This is a genomic window from Bradyrhizobium sp. UFLA05-125 (assembly GCF_059803515.1).
This window is the reverse complement of the sequence record NZ_JBANBJ010000038.1, coordinates 51,461-74,822: the sequence shown is the minus strand read 5'-3', so window position 1 is coordinate 74,822 and position 23,362 is coordinate 51,461. Positions and strand designations below refer to the sequence as shown.

Sequence of the window (23,362 nt, the reverse complement as noted above, 5' to 3'; positions counted from 1 at the left end):
GCGAGCAATGCATGGTACGCAATCGACCAACCCTGTTGCGCCGTTGCGGGTGCCGCTGACCCGCGCCGCCCTCGCCCTCATCGTGATCGCATGCGGCCTCTCCCTGCGCTGGTACGGTTTTCCGCTTGGGCTGCCGGCCTTCATCGTGAAATATGGCGGCTCGCTGCTCTGGGCGACCATGGTGTTTTTCCTGGTCGCAGCCGTGCTGCCGCGCTTGACGCGGACGCGAGTTGCGGTCATTGCGGCAGCGATTGCGATCGTCGTCGAACTGTCCCGGCTGGTGCATACGCCCTGGCTCGATGCGTTCCGCCTCACGACCGCCGGCGCGCTGCTCCTGGGGCGTATCTTTTCGCTGTGGAATATCGTCGCCTACGCGATCGGTATTGTGTTTGGCGCCTGGATCGACCGCCTCGTTGCGCTGCGTAGGATGGGTTAGCCAAAGGCGTGACCCACCGCGGTTCGTCCACGCGGAAGCTGAAGTGGTGGGTTAGCTTCACTAACCCACCCTACCCGACTACGAACCCGCATCCTGCTCCACCAACTGAAAGCGCGCGAAACGATCGAGCTCGTCCTCGATCCTGTGCTTGAGCTCCTTGCGGCCGGCTGTCTTCTTGCCGTTGCCGACCCAGGTCCATTTCTGCATCAGGAGTTTCCTGCTCTGCCGGTCGGCCTTCAAATCGAGCGCCGCGACGATCTCGTCGCCGACGAGCACGGGTAGCGCGAAATAGCCGAGCTTGCGCTTGGCCTTCGGCACATAGGCTTCAAAGAGGTGATTGTAGCCGAAGATGAGGTTGGTGCGCTTGCGCTGGATGATCAGGGGATCGAACGGCGAGAGGATGTGCACGAGATCCGGCGGCGCGCCCTTGCCGGGCTCCAGCGCTGACGGCGCTGCCCAATGCTCCTGCTTGCCCGCACCTTCCAAGGCGAGCGGCACGAGATCGCCGCGTCGGACCCGTGATGCGATCAGGCGCGCCACCGCCCTCTTGCTGGGCGCGTCGAGATGGCAGATCGAATCGAGGCTCACGAGCCCTTGCGACCGCAGCGCGCGGTCGAGCAGGTAGTTCATACTGTCCTTCGCGGAGGCCGGCTTCGGGAGCTTGTCCCAACCGAAATGACGCGTCATCAGCTCATAGGTCTTGAGCATGCCCTGGCGTTCGCTGATCGTGACGACGCCGGTGTAGAAGGCGAGTTGCAGCGCCCGCTTCGAGGGCTTGCGGCTCTGCCACAGATGCTCCTTCTCGGTGAGGACGTCGTCCTCGATGTCGCGGATCGTCAGCGGGCCGGCTCGCACCAGCCGCATCACCTTGCGCATGTCGGCCGGTGTCACCGACGCATACCATTTGTGTCCGTCGCGCCGGTGCTCGCGCATTGCTGGCAGGAAGAAGCGGAAGTCGCTCGTCGGCACATAAGACAGCGCATGCGTCCAGTATTCGAACACGCTCCTGTCGACGCTCTGGGCGTGGCGCAGATCGGCCCGGCGATAGGATGGGATACGGCTGTAGAGAATGTGGTGATGGCAGCGCTCGATGACGTTGATGGTGTCAATCTGCACATAGCCCAGATGGGCGATGGCATCGGCGACCGCTTGTGCGCCCACGCCGAAAGGCTCGCGGGTGTCGAGCCGCTGCGCGTGCAGCCAGATCTGCCGCGCCTGTGACGTCTGAAGCGGGAGTGGTTTGGGTGTGCGGGGCATTGCGAGCGCAATGTAGCGGGATTCGCAAGGAGGCAAAGAAACAACGGCAAAGAAAAAGCCGCACTGCCACCTGCTGACAGCGCGGCCGGACCCGGCACGAACGCCGGTGCGCCCGGCTCAAGGGCCGCGCTTCGATCCCTTGGCGCGGTCGCCGACGCTGCCGGTCGCGATATCAGGCTCGCAGGCGGCCATGCCGCGGTCGGTCGCCTGGCAGCGATACACGCTGCCGGTCAGGCGGTCGACCAGCCACATATTGTCCTCGGTCACGCCTTCCAAGCCGACATAGCGATTGGTGAGACCTGTGACCAGTGTCGATAGCAGGATCGCGACGGCGATCATCGCCGCGCCAATGTAGATGGGCATTGAACTCTGCGAAGTCGTCCGATCCGGCGGGCCGCCACGATAGAACTGATACTCACTCGGCCTTGGCACTGTTCGGAACCGGCTCCCTTCGCGTGGCCAGCGTTTGTTCTGGGGTGAGGGAGTTTGCTAAGCGCCCATCTGGCCGATTTCTTGTTCGCAGCCGGGCCGCGCGACGACCGCTTTGCGACCATCGTCGAGCAAGGTTGCCAAAACGAAGAAGCGGCCCGGATCGGGCCGCCTTTGCTTCGCCTGTTTGCCTGTCAGCGGCGGCCGAACAATCCGCCCATCATGCCGCCGAAGAGGCCGCCGGGGCCGCCCATCGGGCCTCCCCCGCCGCCGCCGCCACCACTACTATAATAGCGTCGACCACCGCCACCGGAGGAGCGCCGGCGCGCCGGCTCCTCGTCCGCCGACTCGGAGGAGGCAGAGCGGGTCGAGATAATCTCCGACTGCAGGGCCTTGTGCTGCAACTTGTTGAGGTAGCCGGTGGCGGGATAGCCACGCGCCGCCTGCCAGCGCTTGATCACAGAGCGGGTCTCTTCGTCGAACTTCCCGGTCGCCTTGACGTCAAAACCGAGCCCGGTGAGGCGGCGCTGCACGTCGCGGCGCTGATTTTTGTCGAGACCGATCTGGTCTTCGGTGACTTGGCTGGCTTCCTCGGTAAAGGTGGCGGGATCGACCCCGGCCGTCAGGTTGCGCGTGGTGTTCGAAGGACCGTCCTGCAACGCCGCAATGCGAGCCAGGGCAATCGCTTTGAACGTGCCGTTCGGATAGTTGGTGAGATAGGCGTTGAGCTCTTCCACCTTGTTGGAATCCTTGATCGAGCGCCAGAACTCGAGCTCGACGTCGGAGCCCTGCTTGGTCGAAGCAGATGCCGATGCGCTCGGGCCATCGCCCTCCGCGACAGCCGGCACACCCACCGGATTGAGATAGACGTTGCCGGTGAGGTTGGTGTGCCCCCAGGGCAATTGCCCCTTGTTGGTCTCGTCGCTGACCTGGGCACGGACCTTGGTCATCGCCTGCTGGATCTCGAGGCCGGGCTGGGCAATGTTGGCCACGAGCGCGCGGGTAAACGGACTGTTGGTGCCGGCTTCGCCATCGAGAGCGGTCTGGCCAGGGCCGGTGGCAAACGCGATCAGCGTACCCTCGCCCGATTTCATCTCGGCAAGGCCGGTCTGCACGTTGACCGAGCGCGTCGCCTTGGCCGAACGAATCTTTGCCGCAAACGGGTTGTCACGGCAGGCATCCAGGAACACGAGCTTCACCTTGGCATCCGACATGGTCTGCTCGAGCGTGACGTCGACATTGATCGCCGCGCCCAGCTTGACGTCCATCTCGGATTTCAGGTCGGCGTCGATCGGTAACAGGTAATTGACGCCGTTCACTGCGATACCGTGGCCGGCATAGAAGAACACGGCCACGTCGGCGCCTTCACTCTTCTTGCCGAACTCCAGGAGCTTTGCCGTCATGGCGTCGCGGGTGAGGTTGGAGCCCTCGACGACATCGAAGCCGACATTGCGCAGCACCCTGGCCATCGCCTTGGAATCGATCGCCGGGTTGGGGAGTTGCGGGACGTTCTTGTAGGCGGCGTTGCCGACCACGAAGGCGACGCGCTTGTCGGCGAAGGCTGCGTTGCCGCTGACGAGAAATGCTGCGATTGAAATTGCTGCGAACAAGAAGCGCATGATCATTCTCCCCTGATCCAAACTTCCTCGCTGCCCTCGGATCGACTTGAGCCGATCCGATAACAGCAATCTGATCCAGTCCACGGCCAACCACTGTGATCTGGATCACTCGGGGATTTCTGCTGCTCGAACCGAGCTGGACGACGCTGCGACGTCTACTTTTCGGGCTGCTGACACAGCGGCAATAACGGCGGGTGACGAGCAATGGCAGAAAGGACGAGCAATAGCAGAAAGAATGGACCCGCCGGCGCGAGGAGTCCAGCGAGCCCGATGCCTGGCGCCGCAAACGATCCAAAATAGTCAACGGCCGATCAGCCGCGCTTTTTCGAAGCTCGAAAGAGACAGGCGTGCTTCCCGACCAACGAAGAGTCCCTCTCTAGTCGGTGTAGGTCGCCGCCACCAACCAACATGCGATTGGATGCTGGCCGGCTCCGGCGCTAGAATGAGGATCGAGATCAGTCCATTTCTGAATGTGATACGCATCACATCAGGGTGTTTGAACCGGACCTAGGCTCGCAGCATCAAATCGCTATCAGGCGTCACAGCGAGGATTTCAGACAATGACCCATTTCAACAAGCTTTTCGGATTAAAGGCGATTACCCTTTCGGCCGCGCTGTCGCTGACGGCAGGCCTGGCACTCGCCGGCGACAACAACATCACCGCCAACGAGATCCTGAATGCGCTGAAGTCGAAGCCCCTGACCCGCGGCCTGTCCACCGGTCCGCAGACCGAGACCGCGGATCGGGCCAAGGAGGCGAGCTTCCTGAATACCGTGCGCAACCGTCAGACCCGTTCACTCTCGATGGACGAGCGCGATCAGATCGCTGAGCTCGCGGCCAGCAAGCCGAAGATCGATCTGGAGATCCAGTTCGACTACAACTCGGCCAACATCGCCAAGACTTCGGTGGCCTCGGTGCAGGCGCTCGGCAAGGCACTTTCCGATCCGGCGTTGAAGGGCTCGACCTTCGTGGTCGCCGGCCACACCGACGCGATCGGCAGCGATCCCTTCAACCAGGATCTGTCCGAGCGGCGCGCCGACACCATCAAGAAGTATCTGGTGCAGAACTACGGCCTCAACGGCAGCGATCTGGTCACCGTCGGCTATGGCAAGACCAAGCTGAAGGACACCGCGAACGGCGCCGACCCGATCAACCGTCGCGTCCAGGTCGTGAACATGGAAACCAAGACGACCGCCTCGAAGTGATGGCGGCATCCAGTTCGAAAACCCGCCCGCCGCGCCCGCGGCTGGCGGGTTTCATATCCAGTTCTGGAAAAGCATCAGCCGGTTGAAGGTCTGCATCGAGGTGCCGACGAACGCCGCGGAGATCGGCAGCATGACGGCGAAGCCGATGGCTGCGATCGCGACATAGGCCCACAGCACCCAAGGCGGAATCTTGCCGCGTCGCAGCACGTAGACCAGTGCGAGCGAGGACGCGGTTGCGGCCGGCAAATAGTAGTAGATGAAGCCGAGCGTGCGCGGCAGCAGTGCCCAGGCGAGATACGGGCCGAAATAGAATGCCGAGATGAGGAACGCATCCCAGCGGCGCGTGACGATGAAGTCGCGCAAAACGACCGCCAGCGCGAGCAGTGCCGGCCACAGCACCAAGGGATTGCCGAGGAAGACGACCGCGGAAATCCGGTCGTCGCCGACCTTGTCGAACAGAAACCACACCGGGCGTACGAGAAACGGCCAGGACGGCCACGAGCTCATATAGGTATGGCCGGCAATCGCGGTCGTGGTGTTGTCGGCGAAGATGCGCCGCTGGGCCTCGATCAGATCGGATGGCGATAGTCCATACAGCGGCAAGAAGGCCACAAGATAGAACACCACCGGCAACGTGACGAAGCAAAGTGCAAAGTGCTGCGCCCTGAAATCGGGCCAGAGGTCGGGGCGATACCAGTCGGTCGGCTTCGCGTCGGCAAACAGCGTGTGCCAGCTCTGCATCAAACGGATCGCCGCGACGATGACGATGCAGGCCGCGAGCGGAAACAGGCCGCTCCATTTGCAGGCGGCGGCAAGACCGAACAATCCGCCGGCCAGCGCAAACAGCCGGTGCGGCCGCTCTCTCCGAAAGCCATGCATGAAGGCCGCCGACGCCAGCAGGCCGAAGGCAAGCGCAAAGATGTCGAGCATCGCGATGCGCGACTGCACGAACAGCATCTGGTTGAAGAAGGCGATCAGCGCCGCCGCGATCGCGGGGCCTTCGGCCGAGAACAGCGCCAGGCCGCAAAGATAGACTGCGACGACCGCGAGTGCGCCGAACAGCGTTGCCGGATAGCGCCAGCCCAGTGAATTGCCGCCGAAGATCGCGATCGACAACGTTATCAGCTCCTTTGCCAGCGGCGGATGCATCGGATTGAGCACGGGTTTCGGCATGACCGGCTCGAGCATCTGCCGCGCAGCGGGCACGTAGTGCACCTCGTCGAACACGAACTTGTCCGGCGTGGAGACGCCGATCAGAAGCGCAAGATGCGCAACCAGGAAAATAACGACAGCGATCACTGCGCTACGCGACATAGGCGACGCAACAGTCACTTCGCGCTGTCGTTGTGGGGATGTTTTGCGTGGCAAATCTGCTTCACCGCGAAGAAAAATATCTTTGCTCAGCGCATTGAACGCATTCTGTCGCAGCTGTCACTAACCGTGACGCTCGTGCTGCGCTACTTGTGATAATTATACCACATCGCAAGCGAGCGCGATCCGGTACGATACAGGACACATCGATCGGCCATGATATGAATTTGCGAATTCGTATACTTCTTCCGGCATTGTTCTCGGCTCTCCCTTACGCGGCGTCCGCCGCAGACGCGCCGATACACGTCGCCGCACAAGCTCAGACGCGCGTCGGCGAAGCCGTGGTGATCCAGAACGAAGTGGTTCGCGTCGCGGCGACAGCGACACAGATCAACGTCGGCGACGGCATGCTGCGCGACGAGACCGTGCGCACCGGCGCCGACAGCGCGGCGCGCTTCGTCATGGCCGACAGCACCAATCTGTCGTTGGGGCCGAGCGCCACGCTCAAGCTCGACCGCACGGTCTTCAACGACGAGCACAGCTATCGCGACGTCGCGATCCGCATGACCACCGGCGCATTCCGTTTCGTCACCGGACATTCTGAAAAGGCCGCCTACAAGATCACGACGCCGCTCGCGACCATCGGCGTGCGCGGCACCACGCTGGACATCCTCTCGCAACGCGGCCGCTCCGTGGTCGTCTTGCAGGAGGGCGCGGCCAGCGTCTGCACGCTGGGCTTCCAGTGTGTTCAACTCACCCAGCCCGGCGACACCGCGATCATCACCTCGACGGGCGGCCGCTCCACGATCACCAAGACCAACTCGCCGCCCTGGACCTTTGCGGCGACCTGCACGGCTGCTGCCGGCCTGTGCTCGGTCAACCAATACGCCGACGCTGCGCCGACCATCACGCCCGCCGTCCATGACGACGGCATGCTGTGCGGACGGTGACGATGGCGAAGCTCACGATCCGCAATGCCATCTTTTCGGCTGCACTGACTGCGGCCACGTCGTTTGCACTCCTCACAACGCAGTTGCAACCGGCTGCGGCAGCGCAAACCTGCAACTCCGATAACGTCTGCTCGCCGACATCGACACCGACCCCGACGCCCACATCGACACCCACGTCGACGCCGACACCCACGCCCTCCCCCAGTCCATCGCCATCGCCGTCGCCAGTACCGACGACGAACAGTCCGGGCACTGGGCCGACCGGAGCCGACTCCAGCGCCGGCTCGATCGGCGACCTCGCCAATCAGCGCTTCAACCAGATGATCACCAACCGGGTGCTCGGCTCGGTGCTGCTCGGCGTCAACGAGCAGGTCAATTGCAGCGACTGCATCAGCGCGTTCGGCTCGGCCGGGTCGTTCTCCGCCGGCGTCCACGGCCGCAAGGAGCTCACCAGCAACCTGTCGCTGCTCGCAGGCCTCGCCTACACGCAATACAATGAGGGCGGCTACCACGTCACCAGCGCGCCGATCGGCGCCTTTGCGCTGCGCTACGATTTCACCGACTGGGGCTCGTCACGCCCGTTCTTCGACATCGGCACGGTGCTCACGCCCTGGGAGAAGGTGCGCTACACCCGCAACTATCAGACGAGCCTCGGCGCAGTCACCGTGACTGGCTCGACCGACAGCTCGAACTATGCCGTCTACGGCCGGGCCGGCTGGATCACCCGGGTGTCGCCGCGCGACGAGGTCGCGGCCTCCGTCGAGTTCTGGCAGTTGTGGCAGCGGGTGTCCGGCTACAGCGATCAGACCGTCGCGCTCAATCCGTTCGATGCGACGATCGCTGGCGGTACCGACCGCACCAGTCTCGTCAAGCTCGGCGGGCAGTGGACACATCTGTTCGGCAGCACGGTGGAGGCCAACGTCAACGGCGGCTGGGTGCAGTCGTTCGGCGCCCATTCCGGCATCGTCGCCACCGTCACCGGCAACGGCACGGTGGTGCCGACCATGGGCAATCAAGGCTGGTTCGAATATGGCGGCCGCCTCGGCTTCCGCTTTGCGCAAGGGTGGATCGTCGACCTCTTCGCCAACGGCACGCTCGGTCCGCAGCCCGTCGGCAACACCATCCACGGCGGCTTGGGCTTGCGGATCAATTATTGAGATGCTTGACGTTGTCGGCGTAGTCGCGCGCTACCAACTCCGTTGTCATGCCCCGGCTCGACCGGGGCATCCAGTATTCCAGAGATAGCGAGTTTCATCACGACCGCCGCGGCATACTGGATCGCCCGATCAAGTCGGGCGATGACAGGCAGGATGTGGCGCGAACGCGCCGTCACGCCGCCGACTTGCCCTCATAGGCCTGGCGCAGCGCTTCGACATCGAGCTTGACCATTTTCATCATGGCCTGCATGGCGCGCTTTGCGGCGGCCCTGTCCGAACTCGAGAGAAACTGGAACATCGCTTTCGGCACCACCTGCCAAGCCACGCCCCAGCGATCCCTGAGCCAGCCGCACTGCTCTTCCCTGCCGCCATGAGCGAGGAAGGCCTCCCAGATGCTGTCGACTTGCGCCTGATCCTCACAATCGATCTGCAGCGAAAGGGCGTGGGTGTACTCCATCTTCATTCCGCCGTTCAACGCAACGAGGCGCTGTCCGCCTAATGTGAACTCGACGACGAGCACTGAGCCTTCCTTGCCGGACGGATTGTCGGAGGCGTTGCGCTGGACCTTCAGGACCTTCGAATCCGGCATCAGGGAAACGTAGAAATTTGCGGCTTCCTCGGCGTCGCCGTTGAACCACAGGCAGGGTGTAACCTTGGACATGGACAAAAACTCCTCTTTCGGGGCGAGTCCCGATCCGAGGACGATGGCGCGGCCGGCAATCCGACAGGCCGCGTGCATTTTTGTCAGGTCGCGATCGGCGTCGGCATCGTCAAAAACGCCCGCGTGGCGTGCCAGAACAGCGCCCGATTGATCGCCAGCACCACCGAATGCGCGGTTCCCGGCAGGATGACGAACTGCCGGTCGCCGTTCGGCAGCTTGTTGTAGAAGGCCTCGAGATCGGCGACGGTCGCGATGCCGTCGAACTCTCCGCGCAGCAGGAGCACCGGCGCGAGCACCTTCTCCGGGTCAACCACCGGCAGGTTGGCCGTCATGTCGAGGTAGGTGCCGGTCGGGATCTGATCGCCGAACTGAAGCTCGACCTCGGCGAGCGCGTCCATGACGGCGGGATCGCTGGTCCCTGGTTTGTCGCGGGTCGCGATCGAGCGGATCATTTCGCGGTCGCGCTTCCGCATGTTGTGGGTACGGTAATAGTCGACCTGCTCGGCGCGCTTGGCCAGCGTCGGCGAGCCCTCGCCCTTGTAAGTGAAGGCGGCGAACACCAGCCGGTCGATGTGTTCCGGCGCGACCATGGCGTAAGCGCCGGCACGCAACGCACCCGAGGACTCCCCCACGAAATGGAATTTCCTCTGCCCGGTTTCGCGCGTGATCACCTCGACCGCGGCCTTCAGATCCTCAACGCCACTTGCGATGTCGGAATTGCCGGAGGTGCGCCCCGACTTGCCGTAGTTCTCGTGATCCAGCGTCCAGCAGTCGAAGCCGTAGCGGGCGAACTCGTTCATGGTCGAGTATTCGCCCTTGCCTGGCACGCTGAGATCGAACACCCGCGAGGTGACGGAGGAGCCGTGCACGAACACCACGACCGGCCGCGCCGCCTCGCCCGCCTTCGGCGCGCCGAGCCGCTTGCGGTACATCCAAAGGGGCACGTCGCCTTTTTTCGCCCTGTATTCGCTGGACCAGATGTCGGCGAGTTGATCGGCGGCGCGGGCCTGCGGCAGTGCGCCAGCCAGCGTTGCCCCGAGCACACCGGCTCCTTTGATCAGACTCCGCCGCGGCAGTGAATGATCGGGCTTCACCATGGTGACCTCTCTCGCCTTGTCTGATGCAGGCTCCGGCGAAGCCTAGCAGACATGGACGAAAGCGTCAGCCGCGTTCTCCGTCATTGCGAACGCGAGGTGTTGGAGCGATGCTTCCTTCTCCTCTGTCATTCCCCGCGAAGGCGGGGAATCCAGTACGCCGCGGCTTCTCCGTATCCTCGCGCGGTCTCTGGAATACTGAATCGCCCGCCCCAGTGCGCAATTGCGCACAAGGCGGGCGACGACATCGAGAATGTGGGACGAACCTGCCGAAAGCTCGCTATTGCGAGCGCGGCGCCTAACTCAGACCGGTCACTTCGTCTCGTTCGGATCGCGGTGGACGGGGTCGATCCACAACACGGTTTCCGGCTTCTCGACCGGCTCGATGTCGAGATTGATCGCGACCGCCTCACCGTCGCTGCGCACCAGCACGCATTCCAGAACCTCGTCGGGGCTCGCGTTGATCTCCTGGTGCGGCACGTAAGGCGGCACGTAGATGAAATCGCCGGGGCCGGCCTCTGCCGTGAACTGGAGATGATCGCCCCAGCGCATGCGGGCCTTGCCCTTCACCACATAGATGATGCTCTCGAGATGGCCATGATGATGCGCGCCGGTCTTCGCGTCCGGCTTGATGCTGACCGTGCCCGCCCACAATTTCTGCGCGCCGACGCGCGCGAAATTGATCGCGGCCTTGCGGTCCATGCCGGGCGTCGAGGGAACATTGGGATCGAGCTGGTTGCCGGGGATCACCCGCACGCCGTCATGTTTCCAGCGATCGTCATGATCGTGATGATGGGAGTGCGTGTGGTCATGGCCGCTCATGTGGCTGCTTTCTATTGGTTCCGTGCGCCGCAAGCTAGCCAAAGCCGCGGCATCAAGCCATACCAAAATCGGAACGCTCTTAGGCGCCCCACGTTGTCCTTTCAATCAAGATAGGGAGATTTTCATGGGTAGCACGAGCGACAAGATCAAAGGCACCACCAATGAGGCGATCGGCAAGGCCAAGCAGGGCATTGGCGAAGCCACGGGTTCCGATCGCATGAAGGGCGAAGGCACCGTGCAGGAGATCAAGGGCAAGGGCCAGCAGGCCATGGGCGACGCCAAGGACGCCGCGAAGGAAGCGATCGATCGCGCCGCGGCGAACGCCAAGCGCACAACTGAGTGAGACGCGCGGGATCAAAACGAAAAAGACCGGCCGCAAGGCCGGTCTTTTTGTTTTGCGCTGGTACTGCCGTCACTTCACCCCGATTGTTTTGCGCTGGTACTGCCGTCACTTCACCCCGAGCAATTCCACGTCGAACATCAGGGTCGCATTCGGCGGGATCACGCCGCCGGCGCCGCGCGCGCCGTAGCCGAGCTGCGGCGGGATGATCAGCGTTCGCTTGCCGCCGACCTTCATGGTGGCAACGCCCTCGTCCCAGCCGGCGATCACGCGGCCCTTGCCGATCGGAAACTCGAACGGCTCGTTGCGGTCGACGGACGAGTCGAATTTCTTGCCCTTCTTGCCGTTCTCATAGAGCCAGCCGGTGTAGTGCATCACGCAGATCTGGCCGGACTTTGGGGAGGCGCCAGTGCCGACGACGCTGTCGATGATCTCGAGGCCTGAAGCTGTGGTCATGGTTTTTCCTGCGGTCTGGGCCGATGCCGGGGTGGAGACGAATGCCGACGCTACGCCGATTAAGGTAATCGCGAGCGCCGACATGAGGGTGAGGAGTGCACGCTGGGCACGCTGCATAAGACACCTTCCGTTTGGAGCGGGAGGTGTCTAGCGCAACACACCGGGCGTGACCAGCCCTTATCAGGCCTCGATGTTTTCAAGCCGCACCGGCAGCTTGCGGATGCGCTGGCCGGTCGCGTGATAGAGCGCATTGCAGATCGCAGCATTGGTGCCGACATTGGCGAGCTCGCCGAGCCCCTTCACACCGGCAGGATTGATGCGGTCATCCTCTTCGGACAGCAAGATGACCTCGACATCAGGCACATCCGCGTTCACCGGCACGAGATAGTCGGCGAAATTGTCGTTGACGTAACGCGCGGTGCGCTCGTCGATCTCGGTGGCCTCCAGCAGCGCCGAGGACATGCCCCAGATCAGTCCGCCCATGAGCTGGCTGCGCGCCGTGCGCGGATTCATGATGCGGCCGGCGGCAAAGGCGCCGACCAGGCGCGGCGTGCGGATCTCATGGGTGAAGCGATTGATCCTGACCTCGACGAATTCCGCACCGAAAGCGTAGGCGATTCCGTCCTTCAGGCTGGGCCCGCCGACCAACCGAACGTGGCCGCTATGCATGGCCTCGAAGGCATCCGGCGGCGCGCCGTCCGGCTTCCACTCGCCATACTCCTCGATCACGCTGACGCCAAGCGCATCGAACGCCTTTTCGCGGTCGAGCGGCTGACCGCTAGCCGCAGCTTGCGTCGCCTGCGTCTGCCCCATGCCGACGGTCTCCTTGGCCCTGTCGGTGAGGCCTTCGTTCGGCATCAGCGCGCGGAACAGGCGCTGGCGCACCTTGTCGCACACCATCATCACCGCCGAGCACGTGCTGGCGGTCGAGTTCGAGCCCCCCGCGACCGGAGCCGGCGGCAAATCGCTGTCGCCGATATAGACGGCAACCTTCTCCAGGGGCACGCCGAGCCGTTCGGCCGCAGCCTGTGCGATCACCGTGTAGGCGCCGGTGCCGATCTCATGACCGGCGAGCTCGACGCGGGTGCGGCCGTCGCGCTGCAGGCGCACGCGCGCCGCCGATGGTCCCATCTGGGTCGGATAGCAGGTGGCAGCGCAGCCATAGCCGACAAGCCAATCACCATCCGCCATCGATTTCGGCCTGGCCGAGCGCTGCGACCATCCGAAGGCCTTTGCAGCCTCGTCGAAACAGGCCATAAGCGATCGCGACGTGTAGGGCTTGCCCCCGATCGGCTCGGTCGTGGTGTCGTTGATGCGACGCAGCTCGATCGGGTCCATGTCGAGCTTGACTGCGAGTTCGTCCATCGCGCTCTCCAGCGCGAACATATAAGGCACCTCCGGCGGCGAGCGCATGAATCCAGGCGTGTTGCGGTCGGCGCGCACGATCGAGACGAGGCTATCGACATTAGGGCAGGCATAGAGCCGCGTCGTCGTCTTGGTGCCGCCGACGCAATAGGCGTCGGGACGCGAGGAGACCTCGGCTCCCTCATGACGCAGCGCGACGAGCTTGCCGTCCCGGCTCGCGCCGAGCTGGACTTGATGGCGCGTCTCCGCTCGGTAAGTTGCAATGGTAAAGCCCTGGTCGCGCGTCGGCACCAGCTTGACCGGGCGGTTCAGCCGGCGCGCGATACTGGCGATGATCGCGGTGCGCGGCGTCATCGATCCGCGCGAGCCAAAACCGCCGCCGACGTAAGGATTGACCACGCGGACCTTGTCGGCATCGATGCCGAGCTGTTCGGCAACGCCGTTCTTCAGGCCGTAGACATATTGGCTCGGTTCATAGACGAGCAGATTGTCGCCCATCCAGACGCAGCTCGTCGTGAACAGCTCCATCGGATTGTGATGCTGTGTCGGCGTCTCGTAGGACGCGGTGAGCTTGACCTCGGCCTCGTCGAACGCCGTCGCGAAGTTGCCGACCTTCGGGTCTTCCTTGAACATCGCGTTCTGGCCCTTCGCGGCGGCCGCCGTTGTGCCCTGCGAATCGAACGTCGCCGCCGGCATCAGCGCGGTGTAGTTGACCTTGACGCGATTGGCGGCCTCGCGCGCCGCTTCGTAGCTCTCGGCAACGACCACCGCGACGATCTGGCCGTCATGGGCGATGTCGGCCGATTTCATCGGCTGGATCGTGGTCCCTGCATGGCCGCCGTTGGAGAACAGCTTCGGCTCATTCAGCTTCGGCATATTCTGATGCGTGAATATCTCGACCACGCCGCGCACCCGCTTGGCATCATCGAGCTCAAAGCTGTCGATGCGACCCTTGGCGATCGCGCTGGTCACCAGGAAGGCATAGGCCGGGTTGGCGAGCGGCATGTCGGAGCCGTAGGCCGCCTTCCCCGTCACCTTCGCAACGGCATCGTAACGCGGCACCGGCTGGCCCATATTGGCCTTCAGCTCGGGAGCAGCAGTGGTCATGGTCAGATCTCCATCGTTACGGCCTGCTGGAGCGCGCGAGCCATCACACGCCTGCCGAGCGCGATCTTGAACGCGTTGTACCGCCGGCCCCTGGCGTCGGTGAAGGCCGCCTCCGCGGCACGCCGCGCGAGGCCATCGTCGAACCGCTGACCTTTCATCAGCGCTTCCGCCTCGCGGGCACGCCACGGCACTGTGGCGGCGCCGCCGAGCGCGATGCGCGCGTCACGAATCACGCCGTCCTGCACGTCGAGCGCGATCGCAGCCGACGACAGCGCGAACTCGTAGGACTGGCGGTCGCGCGCCTTCAGGTACACTGAGCGCGGCCAGCGCCCGGGAACCGCGAAAGCCGATATCAGCTCGCCCGCCTGCAACCTCGTCTCGATCTCCGGTGAATTGCCGGGCGGCTTGTGCAATTGCGCAAACGGCAGGCTGCGCGTCCCGGATTTTCCGGTGATTTCGACCGTCGCATCAAGTGCGATGAGAGCCTGAGCGAAATCCCCGGGGTAGGTCGCGATACATTGGTCGGAGGTACCCAGCACGGCATGCATCCGGTTGAAGCCATCCATCGCCGCACAGCCGGAGCCCGGATTGCGCTTGTTGCAATTCTCGTAGGAAATGTCGCGGAAATAGCTACAGCGCGTGCGCTGCATGACGTTGCCGCCAAGCGTCGCCATGTTGCGCAATTGCGGGCTGGCGGCCAGCTTCAGCGAACTGGCGATGACGGGATAGTTGCGCTGGACCCCAGGGTTCGCGGCGACATCGGACATCTTTGCAAGCGCGCCTAGCCGCAGATTGTCACCTCCGAGGTCGATCGCCGACCAGCTCCGCGCCAGCGCATTGATGTCGACGACCGTGGCAGGCCGCATCACGTCAAGCTTCATCAGGTCGATCAGCGTCGTACCGCCGGCGAGCGGCTGCGCGGATGCCTGCGGCAGCGGGTTGTTCTCGGAAGCAGATGAGGCGAGCAGCGAGACGGCGGCGGCGGCGTCGCCGGCCTTGGAATAGAAAAAGGATCGCATGCGCTAGCCTTTCATGATGTCGGGCGCAGCCTGCTTCACGGCCGCAACGATGTTGGGATAGGCGGCACAGCGGCAGATGTTGCCGCTCATATATTCGCGGATGTCCTCGTCGCTGCCGGCGTGCCCTTCCTTCACACAGGCAACCGCGGACATGATCTGCCCGGGCGTGCAGTAGCCGCACTGGAAGGCATCGTTATCGACAAAAGCCTGCTGCATCGGATGCAGCCGATCGCCGCTTGCGAGGCCTTCGATGGTGGTGATGTTCTGGCCTTCGACGGCGAGGGCCAATGTCAGGCATGACACTACGCGCCGGTCGCCGATCAGCACCGTGCAGGCGCCGCACTGGCCGTGGTCGCAACCCTTCTTGCTGCCGGTGAGGCCGAGATGCTCGCGCAGCGCGTCGAGTACGGTGGTACGTGCGTCGATGCGAAGATGCTTGTCCTCGCCATTCACGCGCAATGTCACATCGACCGGCAGCGTCGGGTCCGGCGCGGCAGCAGCTCCCGATCCTTGCGTTGCCGCGCGCGCGGTCAGCGGAACGAGCGTGCTCGCCGCCGTGCCCGCCATGAAGGTGCGACGATCGAAACCGGAACCTGAATTGTCGGACATGTCGGCCTCCGCCGCTTTCTAAAGAAAGCAGCGCACGCCTGCGCTGCTCATCGCCCCTTAACCGGGGGCGATGAGCTCCGTTCCTTCGTCAACTTTTCCTGATCGCGTGAGGAACCTCGCCTCGCGCATCGAGACTCAATAGCCGAGCGCGCAGCCGTCCTTGCGCGGATCGGAGCCGCCGGTCAGCGTACCCTTGTCCCAGTCGATCCAGATTGCCTGGCCGCCGCCGAGCGGGCCGACGACGCTGGTGGTCTTGTGACCGAGCTTCTGCAGGCCCTCGACGACAGCGGCGGGCACGCTGTCCTCGAGCTGATAGACGCCCTCGTAATGCAGGCCGCGCGGCATATCGATCGCCTCCTGCACGTCGCAGCCATAGTCGAGGATGTTGGTCAGCACATGCGTCTGGCCGACCGGCTGATACTGCCCGCCCATCACGCCGAACGGCATGATCGCGCGGCCCGCCCTGGTGAGCAGCGCTGGAATGATCGTATGCAGCGGGCGCTTGCCGCCGGCGATGCAATTGGGGTGATCCGGCTGGATGCGGAAGCCGCCCGCGCGATTTTGCAGCAGCACGCCGGTCTTGTTCGACACGATCGCCGAACCGAAGGAGTGCGCGATCGAATTGATGAAGGAGCAGACGTTGCGATCCTTGTCGACCACGGTGATGTAAATGGTCGAGGGGTTCATCGGCGGCGCGACGTTGGGCAGGTCGAGCAGCCCGTCCATGCGGATTTTTGCGATGTACTCGTCGGCGAATTCCTTCGCGAGGATTTTTGCGACGTCGATCTTCATGTGGGCGGGATCGGCGACATGCATCTCGCGGATCATGTAGGCGATGCGCGCGGCTTCCGCCTCGAGATGGAATCGCTCGACGCTGAGCGGCGCGAACTTCTTGAGGTCGAACCGGGACAGGATGTTCAGCATCACCAGCATGGTGATGCCGGGCCCGTTCGGCGGGCACTGCCAGACGTCGTAGTCCTTGTAGGTCGTGCCAATCGGCGTGGTCACCTCGGTTGTATGATCAGCGAAATCGTCGAGCGTGTGCAGACCGCCGATTCCGCGCAGCGTCTCGACCATGTCCTCGGCGATTCCGCCCTTGTAGAAGGCGTCGCGGCCGTCCTTGGCGATCGCGCGCAACGTCTTGCCGAGCTCAGGTTGACGGATGACGTCGCCGGTCACCGCCGGCTTGCCGTGCGGCAGCAGATAGCGCTCGGTGTTGGTGCCGTTCTTCAGCTTCTCGAACTGGTTCTTCCAGTCGAAGGCGATGCGGGGGGCGACGACGTAGCCCTCCTCGGCCGCCCTGATCGCCGGCTGCGCCAAACGGTCGAAACCGAACTTGCCGTGGTCGCGCAGCACGGTCGCAAAGGCGTCGACCGCGCCGGGGATCGAGACCGCATGCGCCGAGGTCAGCGGCACGGAGTTGATCTTGCGTTCCAGATACCACTCGACATTGGCGGCCTTGGGCGCCCGGCCCGAGCCGTTATAGGCCGTAATCTTGCCCTCGCCGCGCGGTTGGATCAGTGCAAAACAGTCGCCGCCGATACCGGTCGATTGCGGCTCGATCACCCCGAGCAGCAAACTGCCCGCGACCGCCGCGTCCGCCGCCGTGCCGCCCTCGCGCAGTACCTCGACCGCCGCGAGCGCGGCCAGCGGATGCGAGGTCGCCACCATCGCGTTCTGGGCGTGGACCGTGGACCTGCCGGGGAAATGGAAGCTTCTCATAGCCTGTTCTGCTCTCTTGCCGCGGGGCGCGCCTACGCAGCGCCCTCTCGAAAATCCGGGTCTACATGACACATTCGGACCCCGCCGGGCAATGCTGGCATACCACGGAAATGGCTGCCATCCGCTGCACGAATGGGGCGCATTGCTGCGGGTTTTCTGGGCGGCCTCGGCCTGCTAAACGAGCCGCCATGACCCCTGAGAACACGGCTTGCAAGGTTGCTGCTTTCTATCAGTTCGCATCGCTCGCAGATTATCGCGGGCTGCGCGAGCCGCTGCACGCGTTCTGCGCCGGCCTCGGCATCAAGGGCAGCGTGCTGCTGGCGCAGGAAGGCATCAACGGCACGGTCGCCGGCTCTGCGGAGGCGATCGATGCCTTCGCGCATGAGCTCGCACATGGCGACATGTTCGGCGGACGGCTCGACAATCTCGAACTGAAATTCTCGACCAGCGAGGCGATGCCGTTCGGCCGGCTCAAGGTGCGGCTAAAGAAGGAGATCGTCACGCTCGGTGACGCCGCCGCCGACCCGACGCAGCAGGTCGGCACCTATGTCGATGCCTCCAAGTGGAATGCGCTGATCGCCGAGCCCGATACGCTGGTGCTCGACACCCGCAACGCCTTCGAGGTGGCGATGGGCACATTCGAAGGTGCCATCGATCCCGGCATCAGGAGTTTTGGCGAGTTCAAGGACTTTGCCGCGCAGCAGCTCGATCCGGCAAAGCATCGCAGGATCGCGATGTTCTGCACCGGCGGCATCCGCTGCGAGAAGGCAAGCGCGCATCTGCTCGCGCGCGGCTTTGCCGAGGTCTATCACCTCAAGGGCGGCATTCTCAGATATCTCGAGGATGTGCCGGAGGAGCAAAGCCGCTGGCGCGGCGAATGCTTCGTTTTCGACGAGCGCGTCGCGCTCGGCCACGGCTTGCGCGAGCGGCAGAAGGACGCCTCCGCCGATGAATGAGATCAAGACCCTCAGCGAACGCATCGACACGCTCGAAGCACGGCTCGCCTACCAGGACGACACCATCGAGCAGCTCAACCAGACCATCACGGCGCAGTGGAAACAGATCGATGCGCTGACGCGGCAGATCGCAGCGCTGAACGAGCGTCTCCTGGAGGCCGAAGCCAATGCGCCCGGCCCCGCCAACGAGCGTCCGCCGCATTACTGAGGCGTGGGCCTCAAACTACTGCCCTGAAGCCAGCGGCAGCAGATTGGAGACCTCGACCGACATCACCAGCCGGTCGCGCCCGTCCTGCTTGGCGCCATAGAGTGCACGATCGGCCGCCTCGACGAGCGTTCCCGGCCCACCGGTTCGCTCCAGCCACGGTCGGCAGGTCGCACCACCGACCGAGGCGGTGACGCAGCCGGCGGATCCATTGGAGATATGAACGAGGCCCGCGGCCCGGATCGCCTGACGGATCCGCTCGCCGATCCGGGCGCAGCCGGCCGCATCGATGTTCGGCAGCAGCACGGCAAACTCTTCGCCGCCATAGCGCGCGGCGAGATCGCTGACGCGCCGAGCCTCCGCTGCGATGATCTTCGCCACGGTGCGCAGGCACGCATCGCCGGCCGGATGACCGTATTCGTCGTTGTAGGCCTTGAAGTGGTCGACATCGATCATCAACAGGCCAACGCTGGAGCGGTCGCGATAGGCCCTCGCCCACTCCTCGTTCAGCCGGTCGTCGAAGCAGCGCCGGTTGGCTAGCCCGGTGAGACCATCCTCGATCGCGAGCGTCTCGAGCCTGCTTTCCAGGTTCTTCTGCTCGGTGATGTCGCGCGAGATCGCAACCACGCCATCGATCGCACCGGTGACCTTGCGCGTGACGCGCATGGTCGATTCGAGCCAGATTTCGGACTTTTCGCGGTGCACGTTTCGATAGGTGACCCGCGCCTCCTCCGTCTCGCCGCGCTTCATCGCATCGACGATGGCCTGAACCTGTGGCAGGTCCTCCTGATTGATCCCGGCGAGCGCGGGCGTGCCGATCAATTGGTTGGCGCGCCAGCCGGTCACGCGGGCAGACGAGGGCGAGACATAGCGGAGCCGCTCGTCGAGCCCGATCCGGGTCACCATGTCGCTGGAGCCTTCGGCCAACAGGCGGAAATGCGCTTCCTTCTCCACCAACGCCGCCGCCATGCGCTGGCCGCGTTGCAACTGCCGGACCAGCACCGCACCGATGATCGCAATCAACATCACCAGCGCCAGGACGTACAGCATGCGCGAAATGGCTGCCGCCCGCCAGGGCGCCAGCAATTCATCGCGATCGACGGTCGCGATCAGGAGAAGCGGAAAGCGGCCGCTGCGCTTGTAGAAGCTGACACGATCGACGCCATCCAGCAGCGACCTGAACTGATAGGCCCCGCTCGGCTGCAGCTTCGATTCGCGAAACAGCAGCCCATCGGCCACGCTGCGTCCGACGAACTTTTCATTGCTGGGATCGCGCGCGATGATGATGCCATCGCCATGCACCAGCGTGATGGAGCTGTTCCGACCGATCAGGAACTGCTGGTAGAAATGCGAGAGATAGTTGGCACTGATCGTCGCAAGCACGACGCCGCCAAAGCTGCCATCGAGCTTGTTGAAGCGGCGCGACAGCGTGACCACCCACTCGCCGTCGACCAGGCTTCTGATCGGGCGGCCAACATACGCCTCGCGCTTCGGCGAGAACCGGTGATGCCTGAAGAACTCGTCGTCGCTGAGCGTTGAAGTGACGGCGCCGGCGGATGTCAGCCAGTTGCCCTTGTCGTCGATGATGGCGAGGCTGTGTATGCGCTCGATCGCCTTCTTGCGGATTTCGAGGAGGTTGCGGAGCTTGGCGATGGTGGAGGGATCAGTGCCGTCCATTTCCAGGCGACTGACGACGCCCACGACACCGGAGTCGAGCAGATCGAGGCTGTCCTCGGCGTGCTGGGTCAGCGATCGCGCGAGATTCGCCATTTCCGTCTCGGTGCCGCGCAACAACGCGTCCCGCGAGCTCCATTCACGCCAGCCGCTGATGCCGAGGATGGCCGTGCAAGTGAGCACGACGAACGCGGCCGCCCGCAACGGCAGGCGGCTCAAGCCGGCTCTATAGCTCACAACGTTCATGCGACAGGACTCTCCGATGCCCGGAAAATCCGCCGCTTCCGTTATCGAAACCTGAAAAGCGCAGCGCAATTCGCCTCAAACTGCGCCGATTTACGTAGTCCTACGGTGCTCGCGATCGTCTGATCGCTAACGGCAGGTTAGCGCGTCGAGGGGGAAATCGGCCCGCGCGGGACGTTAGCTGAAGATCGCCTTAACCTTGTTCCACAGCGACTGGCTGTCCGCCTCCGCATCGGCCTTCGATGGCGTCGGCTGGGTGGCGCTGACGGGATCGGATGCCGGGAACGTATCGATCAGCCCGGCATCGAGCTTGGCATGGGTTTCGCGATCAGCGGCGAGCGCCTCGCGTGGATTCTCAGCGTGCTTGTCGTGCGGCGCGGGGTTGAATTTCTCAGCCATGGGCTCCTCCATTGGCCCGTCAACGTCGCCGCCTGCAGCGAGGTTCCGTCGTTCCGCTTGGCCCGGCGGGAGCGGCGGTGTATCAGGAACCGCAACATGTCCCAGGGATCATTCGTGCAGTCCTCGCCCGCAAAACCTTTCATCGACGTGCTCTCTGGCCAGCGGCAGACCGTTCCGCCGATCTGGATGATGCGGCAGGCCGGCCGCTATTTGCCCGAATATCGCGAGGTGCGCGCCAAGGCCGGCGGCTTCCTCGATCTCTGCTTCACGCCGGAGCTCGCTGCCGAGGTGACGCTGCAGCCGATCCGCCGCTTCGGCTTCGATGCGGCCATCATCTTCTCCGACATCCTGGTGATCCCCTACGCGCTCGGCCGCTCCGTGCGCTTCGAAGTCGGCGAGGGTCCGCGGCTTGAGCCGCTGGATGATCCCGGCAAGGTCCGCACGCTGTCGCCGCGCGCCGACTTCAGCAAGCTCGAGCCGGTATTCGAGGCGCTGCGCATCGTGCGCCGCGCGCTCGATTCGAAGACCGCGCTGATCGGCTTCTGCGGCGCGCCGTGGACGGTCGCGACCTATATGGTTGCGGGCCAGGGCACGCCGGACCAGGCGCCGGCGCGCATGATGGCCTATCGGCATCCCCAGGCATTCGCGAAGATCATCGACACGCTGGTCGAAAACTCCATCGACTATCTGCTCGGGCAACTCGCCGCCGGCGCGGATGCGCTCCAGATCTTCGACACCTGGGCGGGTGTACTGCCGCCGGCCGAATTTGCGCGCTGGTCGGTCGAGCCGACGCGCCGCATCGTCGAGGGCGTACGCGCCAGGGTTCCGGATGCGAAGATCATCGGCTTTCCCCGCGGCGCCGGCGCGCAATTGCCCGGTTATGTGGAGGCGACCGGCGTCAATGCGGTCAGCATCGACTGGACGGCGGAGCCCGCCTTCATCCGCGAGCGCGTGCAGTCGCGCGTCGCCGTGCAGGGCAATCTCGATCCGCTGGTGCTGATCACCGGCGGCGATGCGTTGGATCGCGCCGTCGACGAGGTGCTGGCGAATTTCGCGACGGGACGGCTGATCTTCAATCTCGGCCACGGCATCCAGCCGGAGACGCCGATCGCCCATGTCGAGCAGATGCTGAAGCGCGTGCGCGGCTGACCGATCGTTGCCCTCTGCTGCGGCCGGGGTCGTGCGCTCCTGCCAAAAACTCGAAAACAACCCCATGCAAAGTAGAACAGCGTCGCGCGCCGATCGATTCGGTCCATCCGAAATCAATTGACACGTCGGGCAAAACAGGGGTACGATCCTATCATCGCACCGATAAGTCGCTCGGCGGCCAGTCTACCGCGGCCGGCTGCGCTCGATGATCTCGGCCGCACCCTTCGCCAGCAATTCAAGCCCGACCGCGCGGCCGAGCTCGCGCGGGCGAATTGCGGGCCCCGACCGCGAAGCTTCGATGATGGTGTTGCCGGAGAGATCGAGCACCGATGCGGTCAGCGACATCTGATCGCCAGAGATCGCCGAGAACCCCGCCACCGGCGAATTGCAGTGACCGTTGAGGACCCACAGCACCTCGCGTTCGGCATCGGCGCAGGCATGCGCAGCGGGATCGTCGATCGATGCGAGGATGCGCCGCGTCTGCCAGTCCTGCGCTGCACATTCCACCGCAACGATACCCTGCCCTGCCGCAGGCAACATCTCCGCCGCGGAGAATTCGTAGGCAATGCGGCTCGCAAGGCCGACGCGCTCGAGCCCCGAGCGCGCCATGATCAGCGCATCGGCGGGACCGACCGCACCGCCGTCGGGCAGCCGCTGCAGTTCGCGGTTGTCGAGCTTGCGCACGCGCGTGTCGGCGGCACCGCGAAAGTGAATCACCTCGGCCTCCGGAAACAGCCGATGCGCATAGGCCGCGCGCCGCACCGCGTTGGTGCCGATCTTGAAACCCTTGCCGCCCGACTGCCTGAACGCATCGAGCGAAACGCCCTCGCGCAGCACCAGCGCATCGCTCGGCGGATCACGCGACAGCGTGGCGCCGATCACGAGGCCCGGCGTGTCCTCGTTGCCCGGCATGTCCTTGAGCGAATGCATTGCCGCCTGCAACTCGCCTGACAGCACCGCGGCGCGGATCTGTGCGACGAAGGCACCGCCCTTGCCGCCATGCGGCAGCAGCTTACTGGTCTGGTCAAGATCGCCCGTGGTGTCGAACTTGACGATCTCGACGTCGATGTCGGGCACGGCAGCAGCCAGGCGGCGCGCGATCTCTTCCGTCTGTGCCAGCGCCATCGCGCTCTTGCGCGTACCGATCCGCAATCGAATAGCCAAGCCCAATGCTCCC

Annotated in this window: 23 protein-coding genes; 8 read left to right on the top strand and 15 right to left on the bottom strand. The window is 64.2% G+C overall.

Annotated features, from left to right (window positions below; translation table 11 throughout):
• Nucleotides 1–7: 7 nt before the first annotated feature.
• On the top strand, nt 8–436 hold the full coding sequence (locus tag SO156_RS27855) for a ribosomal maturation YjgA family protein (protein ID WP_458145215.1): 429 nt from the start codon (nt 8–10) through the stop codon (nt 434–436).
• A gap of 78 nt (nt 437–514) precedes the next feature.
• Here the strand turns inward: SO156_RS27855 and SO156_RS27850 are convergent, their stop codons facing one another.
• The 3 genes from SO156_RS27850 to SO156_RS27840 form a co-directional block, all read right to left on the bottom strand.
• Nucleotides 515–1,693: a winged helix-turn-helix domain-containing protein gene (locus SO156_RS27850; RefSeq protein WP_498536997.1), complete on the bottom strand. Its 1,179-nt coding sequence runs from the start codon at nt 1,691–1,693 to the stop codon at nt 515–517.
• A 117-nt stretch (nt 1,694–1,810) separates the two neighbouring features.
• Nucleotides 1,811–2,056 carry a hypothetical protein gene (locus SO156_RS27845; protein WP_498536996.1) on the bottom strand — a complete coding sequence of 82 codons (246 nt, stop codon included), beginning with the start codon at nt 2,054–2,056 and terminating at the stop codon, nt 1,811–1,813.
• A 260-nt stretch (nt 2,057–2,316) separates the two neighbouring features.
• Nucleotides 2,317–3,741 carry a caspase family protein gene (locus tag SO156_RS27840; RefSeq protein WP_498536995.1) on the bottom strand — a complete coding sequence of 475 codons (1,425 nt, stop codon included), beginning with the start codon at nt 3,739–3,741 and terminating at the stop codon, nt 2,317–2,319.
• A gap of 560 nt (nt 3,742–4,301) precedes the next feature.
• On the opposite strand from SO156_RS27840, the gene SO156_RS27835 reads away from it, so the two are divergent.
• Nucleotides 4,302–4,946, top strand: a complete 645-nt coding sequence (locus tag SO156_RS27835) for an OmpA family protein (RefSeq protein WP_498536994.1) — start codon at nt 4,302–4,304, stop codon at nt 4,944–4,946.
• Nucleotides 4,947–4,997: 51 nt separating this feature from the next.
• Here the strand turns inward: SO156_RS27835 and SO156_RS27830 are convergent, their stop codons facing one another.
• Nucleotides 4,998–6,260, bottom strand: coding sequence for a phospholipid carrier-dependent glycosyltransferase (locus tag SO156_RS27830; RefSeq protein WP_498536993.1), 1,263 nt, complete (start codon nt 6,258–6,260; stop codon nt 4,998–5,000).
• 218 nt (nt 6,261–6,478) lie between these two features.
• Here SO156_RS27830 and SO156_RS27825 point away from each other — a divergent pair, with 218 nt between their 5' ends.
• Both SO156_RS27825 and SO156_RS27820 read left to right on the top strand, forming a co-directional pair.
• Nucleotides 6,479–7,207: a FecR family protein gene (locus tag SO156_RS27825; RefSeq protein ID WP_458145209.1), complete on the top strand. Its 729-nt coding sequence runs from the start codon at nt 6,479–6,481 to the stop codon at nt 7,205–7,207.
• A gap of 2 nt (nt 7,208–7,209) precedes the next feature.
• On the top strand, nt 7,210–8,364 hold the full coding sequence (locus SO156_RS27820) for a hypothetical protein (RefSeq protein ID WP_458145208.1): 1,155 nt from the start codon (nt 7,210–7,212) through the stop codon (nt 8,362–8,364).
• Between the two features lie 172 nt (nt 8,365–8,536).
• On the opposite strand, the gene SO156_RS27815 is transcribed toward SO156_RS27820, so the two are convergent.
• The 3 genes from SO156_RS27815 to SO156_RS27805 form a co-directional block, all read right to left on the bottom strand.
• The gene (locus SO156_RS27815; protein WP_498536992.1) at nt 8,537–9,025 is read right to left on the bottom strand and encodes a VOC family protein; all 489 of its coding nucleotides are present in this window, start codon (nt 9,023–9,025) and stop codon (nt 8,537–8,539) included.
• 83 nt (nt 9,026–9,108) lie between these two features.
• Nucleotides 9,109–10,122 (bottom strand): alpha/beta hydrolase, encoded by a 1,014-nt coding sequence (locus SO156_RS27810; protein WP_498536991.1) that lies wholly within the window; start codon nt 10,120–10,122, stop codon nt 9,109–9,111.
• Between the two features lie 309 nt (nt 10,123–10,431).
• A complete protein-coding gene (locus SO156_RS27805) occupies nt 10,432–10,941 on the bottom strand; it encodes a cupin domain-containing protein (protein ID WP_458145206.1) in 510 nt (169 codons plus the stop codon).
• Nucleotides 10,942–11,065: 124 nt separating this feature from the next.
• On the opposite strand from SO156_RS27805, the gene SO156_RS27800 reads away from it, so the two are divergent.
• Complete coding sequence (locus tag SO156_RS27800) at nt 11,066–11,284, top strand: CsbD family protein (RefSeq protein ID WP_458145205.1); 219 nt, start codon at nt 11,066–11,068, stop codon at nt 11,282–11,284.
• A 105-nt stretch (nt 11,285–11,389) separates the two neighbouring features.
• Here SO156_RS27800 and SO156_RS27795 read toward each other — a convergent pair whose 3' ends face one another.
• The 5 genes from SO156_RS27795 to ggt all read right to left on the bottom strand — a co-directional run bounded on the left by SO156_RS27795 (nt 11,390) and on the right by ggt (nt 17,559).
• A complete protein-coding gene (locus SO156_RS27795) occupies nt 11,390–11,854 on the bottom strand; it encodes an FKBP-type peptidyl-prolyl cis-trans isomerase (protein WP_458145204.1) in 465 nt (154 codons plus the stop codon).
• Nucleotides 11,855–11,917: 63 nt separating this feature from the next.
• Nucleotides 11,918–14,209: a xanthine dehydrogenase family protein molybdopterin-binding subunit gene (locus tag SO156_RS27790; RefSeq protein WP_498536990.1), complete on the bottom strand. Its 2,292-nt coding sequence runs from the start codon at nt 14,207–14,209 to the stop codon at nt 11,918–11,920.
• 2 nt (nt 14,210–14,211) lie between these two features.
• Complete coding sequence (locus tag SO156_RS27785) at nt 14,212–15,228, bottom strand: FAD binding domain-containing protein (protein WP_498536989.1); 1,017 nt, start codon at nt 15,226–15,228, stop codon at nt 14,212–14,214.
• A 3-nt stretch (nt 15,229–15,231) separates the two neighbouring features.
• Entirely contained in the window at nt 15,232–15,837 is a 606-nt protein-coding gene (locus tag SO156_RS27780) for a (2Fe-2S)-binding protein (protein WP_498536988.1), read from the bottom strand.
• Nucleotides 15,838–15,972: 135 nt separating this feature from the next.
• Nucleotides 15,973–17,559, bottom strand: coding sequence for a gamma-glutamyltransferase (gene ggt, locus SO156_RS27775; protein ID WP_498536987.1), 1,587 nt, complete (start codon nt 17,557–17,559; stop codon nt 15,973–15,975).
• A gap of 188 nt (nt 17,560–17,747) precedes the next feature.
• Here ggt and trhO point away from each other — a divergent pair, with 188 nt between their 5' ends.
• Nucleotides 17,748–18,515 (top strand): oxygen-dependent tRNA uridine(34) hydroxylase TrhO, encoded by a 768-nt coding sequence (gene trhO / locus SO156_RS27770; RefSeq protein WP_498536986.1) that lies wholly within the window; start codon nt 17,748–17,750, stop codon nt 18,513–18,515.
• Nucleotides 18,508–18,723, top strand: coding sequence for a SlyX family protein (locus SO156_RS27765; protein ID WP_458145198.1), 216 nt, complete (start codon nt 18,508–18,510; stop codon nt 18,721–18,723). Before trhO ends, SO156_RS27765 begins: the two co-directional genes overlap by 8 nt.
• A 15-nt stretch (nt 18,724–18,738) precedes the next feature.
• Here SO156_RS27765 and SO156_RS27760 read toward each other — a convergent pair whose 3' ends face one another.
• A complete protein-coding gene (locus SO156_RS27760; protein WP_498536985.1) occupies nt 18,739–20,640 on the bottom strand; it encodes a sensor domain-containing diguanylate cyclase in 1,902 nt (633 codons plus the stop codon).
• 174 nt (nt 20,641–20,814) lie between these two features.
• The gene (locus tag SO156_RS27755; RefSeq protein WP_458145196.1) at nt 20,815–21,036 is read right to left on the bottom strand and encodes a hypothetical protein; all 222 of its coding nucleotides are present in this window, start codon (nt 21,034–21,036) and stop codon (nt 20,815–20,817) included.
• Nucleotides 21,037–21,132: 96 nt separating this feature from the next.
• On the opposite strand from SO156_RS27755, the gene hemE reads away from it, so the two are divergent.
• Complete coding sequence (gene hemE / locus SO156_RS27750) at nt 21,133–22,185, top strand: uroporphyrinogen decarboxylase (RefSeq protein WP_498536984.1); 1,053 nt, start codon at nt 21,133–21,135, stop codon at nt 22,183–22,185.
• Nucleotides 22,186–22,368: 183 nt separating this feature from the next.
• Here the strand turns inward: hemE and hemC are convergent, their stop codons facing one another.
• Nucleotides 22,369–23,349: a hydroxymethylbilane synthase gene (hemC, locus tag SO156_RS27745; RefSeq protein ID WP_498536983.1), complete on the bottom strand. Its 981-nt coding sequence runs from the start codon at nt 23,347–23,349 to the stop codon at nt 22,369–22,371.
• Nucleotides 23,350–23,362 lie beyond the last annotated feature (13 nt).

Bases quoted from the DNA above. Each gene is read 5' to 3' on its own strand.
- SO156_RS27850 (WP_498536997.1), bottom strand. From the start codon at position 1,693: ATGCCCCGCACACCCAAACCACTCCCGCTTCAGACGTCACAGGCGCGG.
- SO156_RS27830 (WP_498536993.1), bottom strand. From the start codon at position 6,260: ATGTCGCGTAGCGCAGTGATCGCTGTCGTTATTTTCCTGGTTGCGCAT.
- SO156_RS27810 (WP_498536991.1), bottom strand. From the start codon at position 10,122: ATGGTGAAGCCCGATCATTCACTGCCGCGGCGGAGTCTGATCAAAGGA.
- SO156_RS27760 (WP_498536985.1), bottom strand. From the start codon at position 20,640: ATGAACGTTGTGAGCTATAGAGCCGGCTTGAGCCGCCTGCCGTTGCGG.
- hemE (WP_498536984.1), top strand. From the start codon at position 21,133: ATGTCCCAGGGATCATTCGTGCAGTCCTCGCCCGCAAAACCTTTCATC.
- SO156_RS27840 (WP_498536995.1), bottom strand. From the start codon at position 3,741: ATGCGCTTCTTGTTCGCAGCAATTTCAATCGCAGCATTTCTCGTCAGC.
- SO156_RS27765 (WP_458145198.1), top strand. From the start codon at position 18,508: ATGAATGAGATCAAGACCCTCAGCGAACGCATCGACACGCTCGAAGCA.
- SO156_RS27825 (WP_458145209.1), top strand. From the start codon at position 6,479: ATGAATTTGCGAATTCGTATACTTCTTCCGGCATTGTTCTCGGCTCTC.
- SO156_RS27780 (WP_498536988.1), bottom strand. From the start codon at position 15,837: ATGTCCGACAATTCAGGTTCCGGTTTCGATCGTCGCACCTTCATGGCG.
- SO156_RS27800 (WP_458145205.1), top strand. From the start codon at position 11,066: ATGGGTAGCACGAGCGACAAGATCAAAGGCACCACCAATGAGGCGATC.
- SO156_RS27815 (WP_498536992.1), bottom strand. From the start codon at position 9,025: ATGTCCAAGGTTACACCCTGCCTGTGGTTCAACGGCGACGCCGAGGAA.
- SO156_RS27845 (WP_498536996.1), bottom strand. From the start codon at position 2,056: ATGCCCATCTACATTGGCGCGGCGATGATCGCCGTCGCGATCCTGCTA.
- SO156_RS27755 (WP_458145196.1), bottom strand. From the start codon at position 21,036: ATGGCTGAGAAATTCAACCCCGCGCCGCACGACAAGCACGCTGAGAAT.
- SO156_RS27805 (WP_458145206.1), bottom strand. From the start codon at position 10,941: ATGAGCGGCCATGACCACACGCACTCCCATCATCACGATCATGACGAT.
- SO156_RS27855 (WP_458145215.1), top strand. From the start codon at position 8: ATGCATGGTACGCAATCGACCAACCCTGTTGCGCCGTTGCGGGTGCCG.
- SO156_RS27795 (WP_458145204.1), bottom strand. From the start codon at position 11,854: ATGCAGCGTGCCCAGCGTGCACTCCTCACCCTCATGTCGGCGCTCGCG.
- SO156_RS27835 (WP_498536994.1), top strand. From the start codon at position 4,302: ATGACCCATTTCAACAAGCTTTTCGGATTAAAGGCGATTACCCTTTCG.
- SO156_RS27790 (WP_498536990.1), bottom strand. From the start codon at position 14,209: ATGACCACTGCTGCTCCCGAGCTGAAGGCCAATATGGGCCAGCCGGTG.
- SO156_RS27785 (WP_498536989.1), bottom strand. From the start codon at position 15,228: ATGCGATCCTTTTTCTATTCCAAGGCCGGCGACGCCGCCGCCGCCGTC.
- trhO (WP_498536986.1), top strand. From the start codon at position 17,748: ATGACCCCTGAGAACACGGCTTGCAAGGTTGCTGCTTTCTATCAGTTC.
- ggt (WP_498536987.1), bottom strand. From the start codon at position 17,559: ATGAGAAGCTTCCATTTCCCCGGCAGGTCCACGGTCCACGCCCAGAAC.
- SO156_RS27820 (WP_458145208.1), top strand. From the start codon at position 7,210: ATGGCGAAGCTCACGATCCGCAATGCCATCTTTTCGGCTGCACTGACT.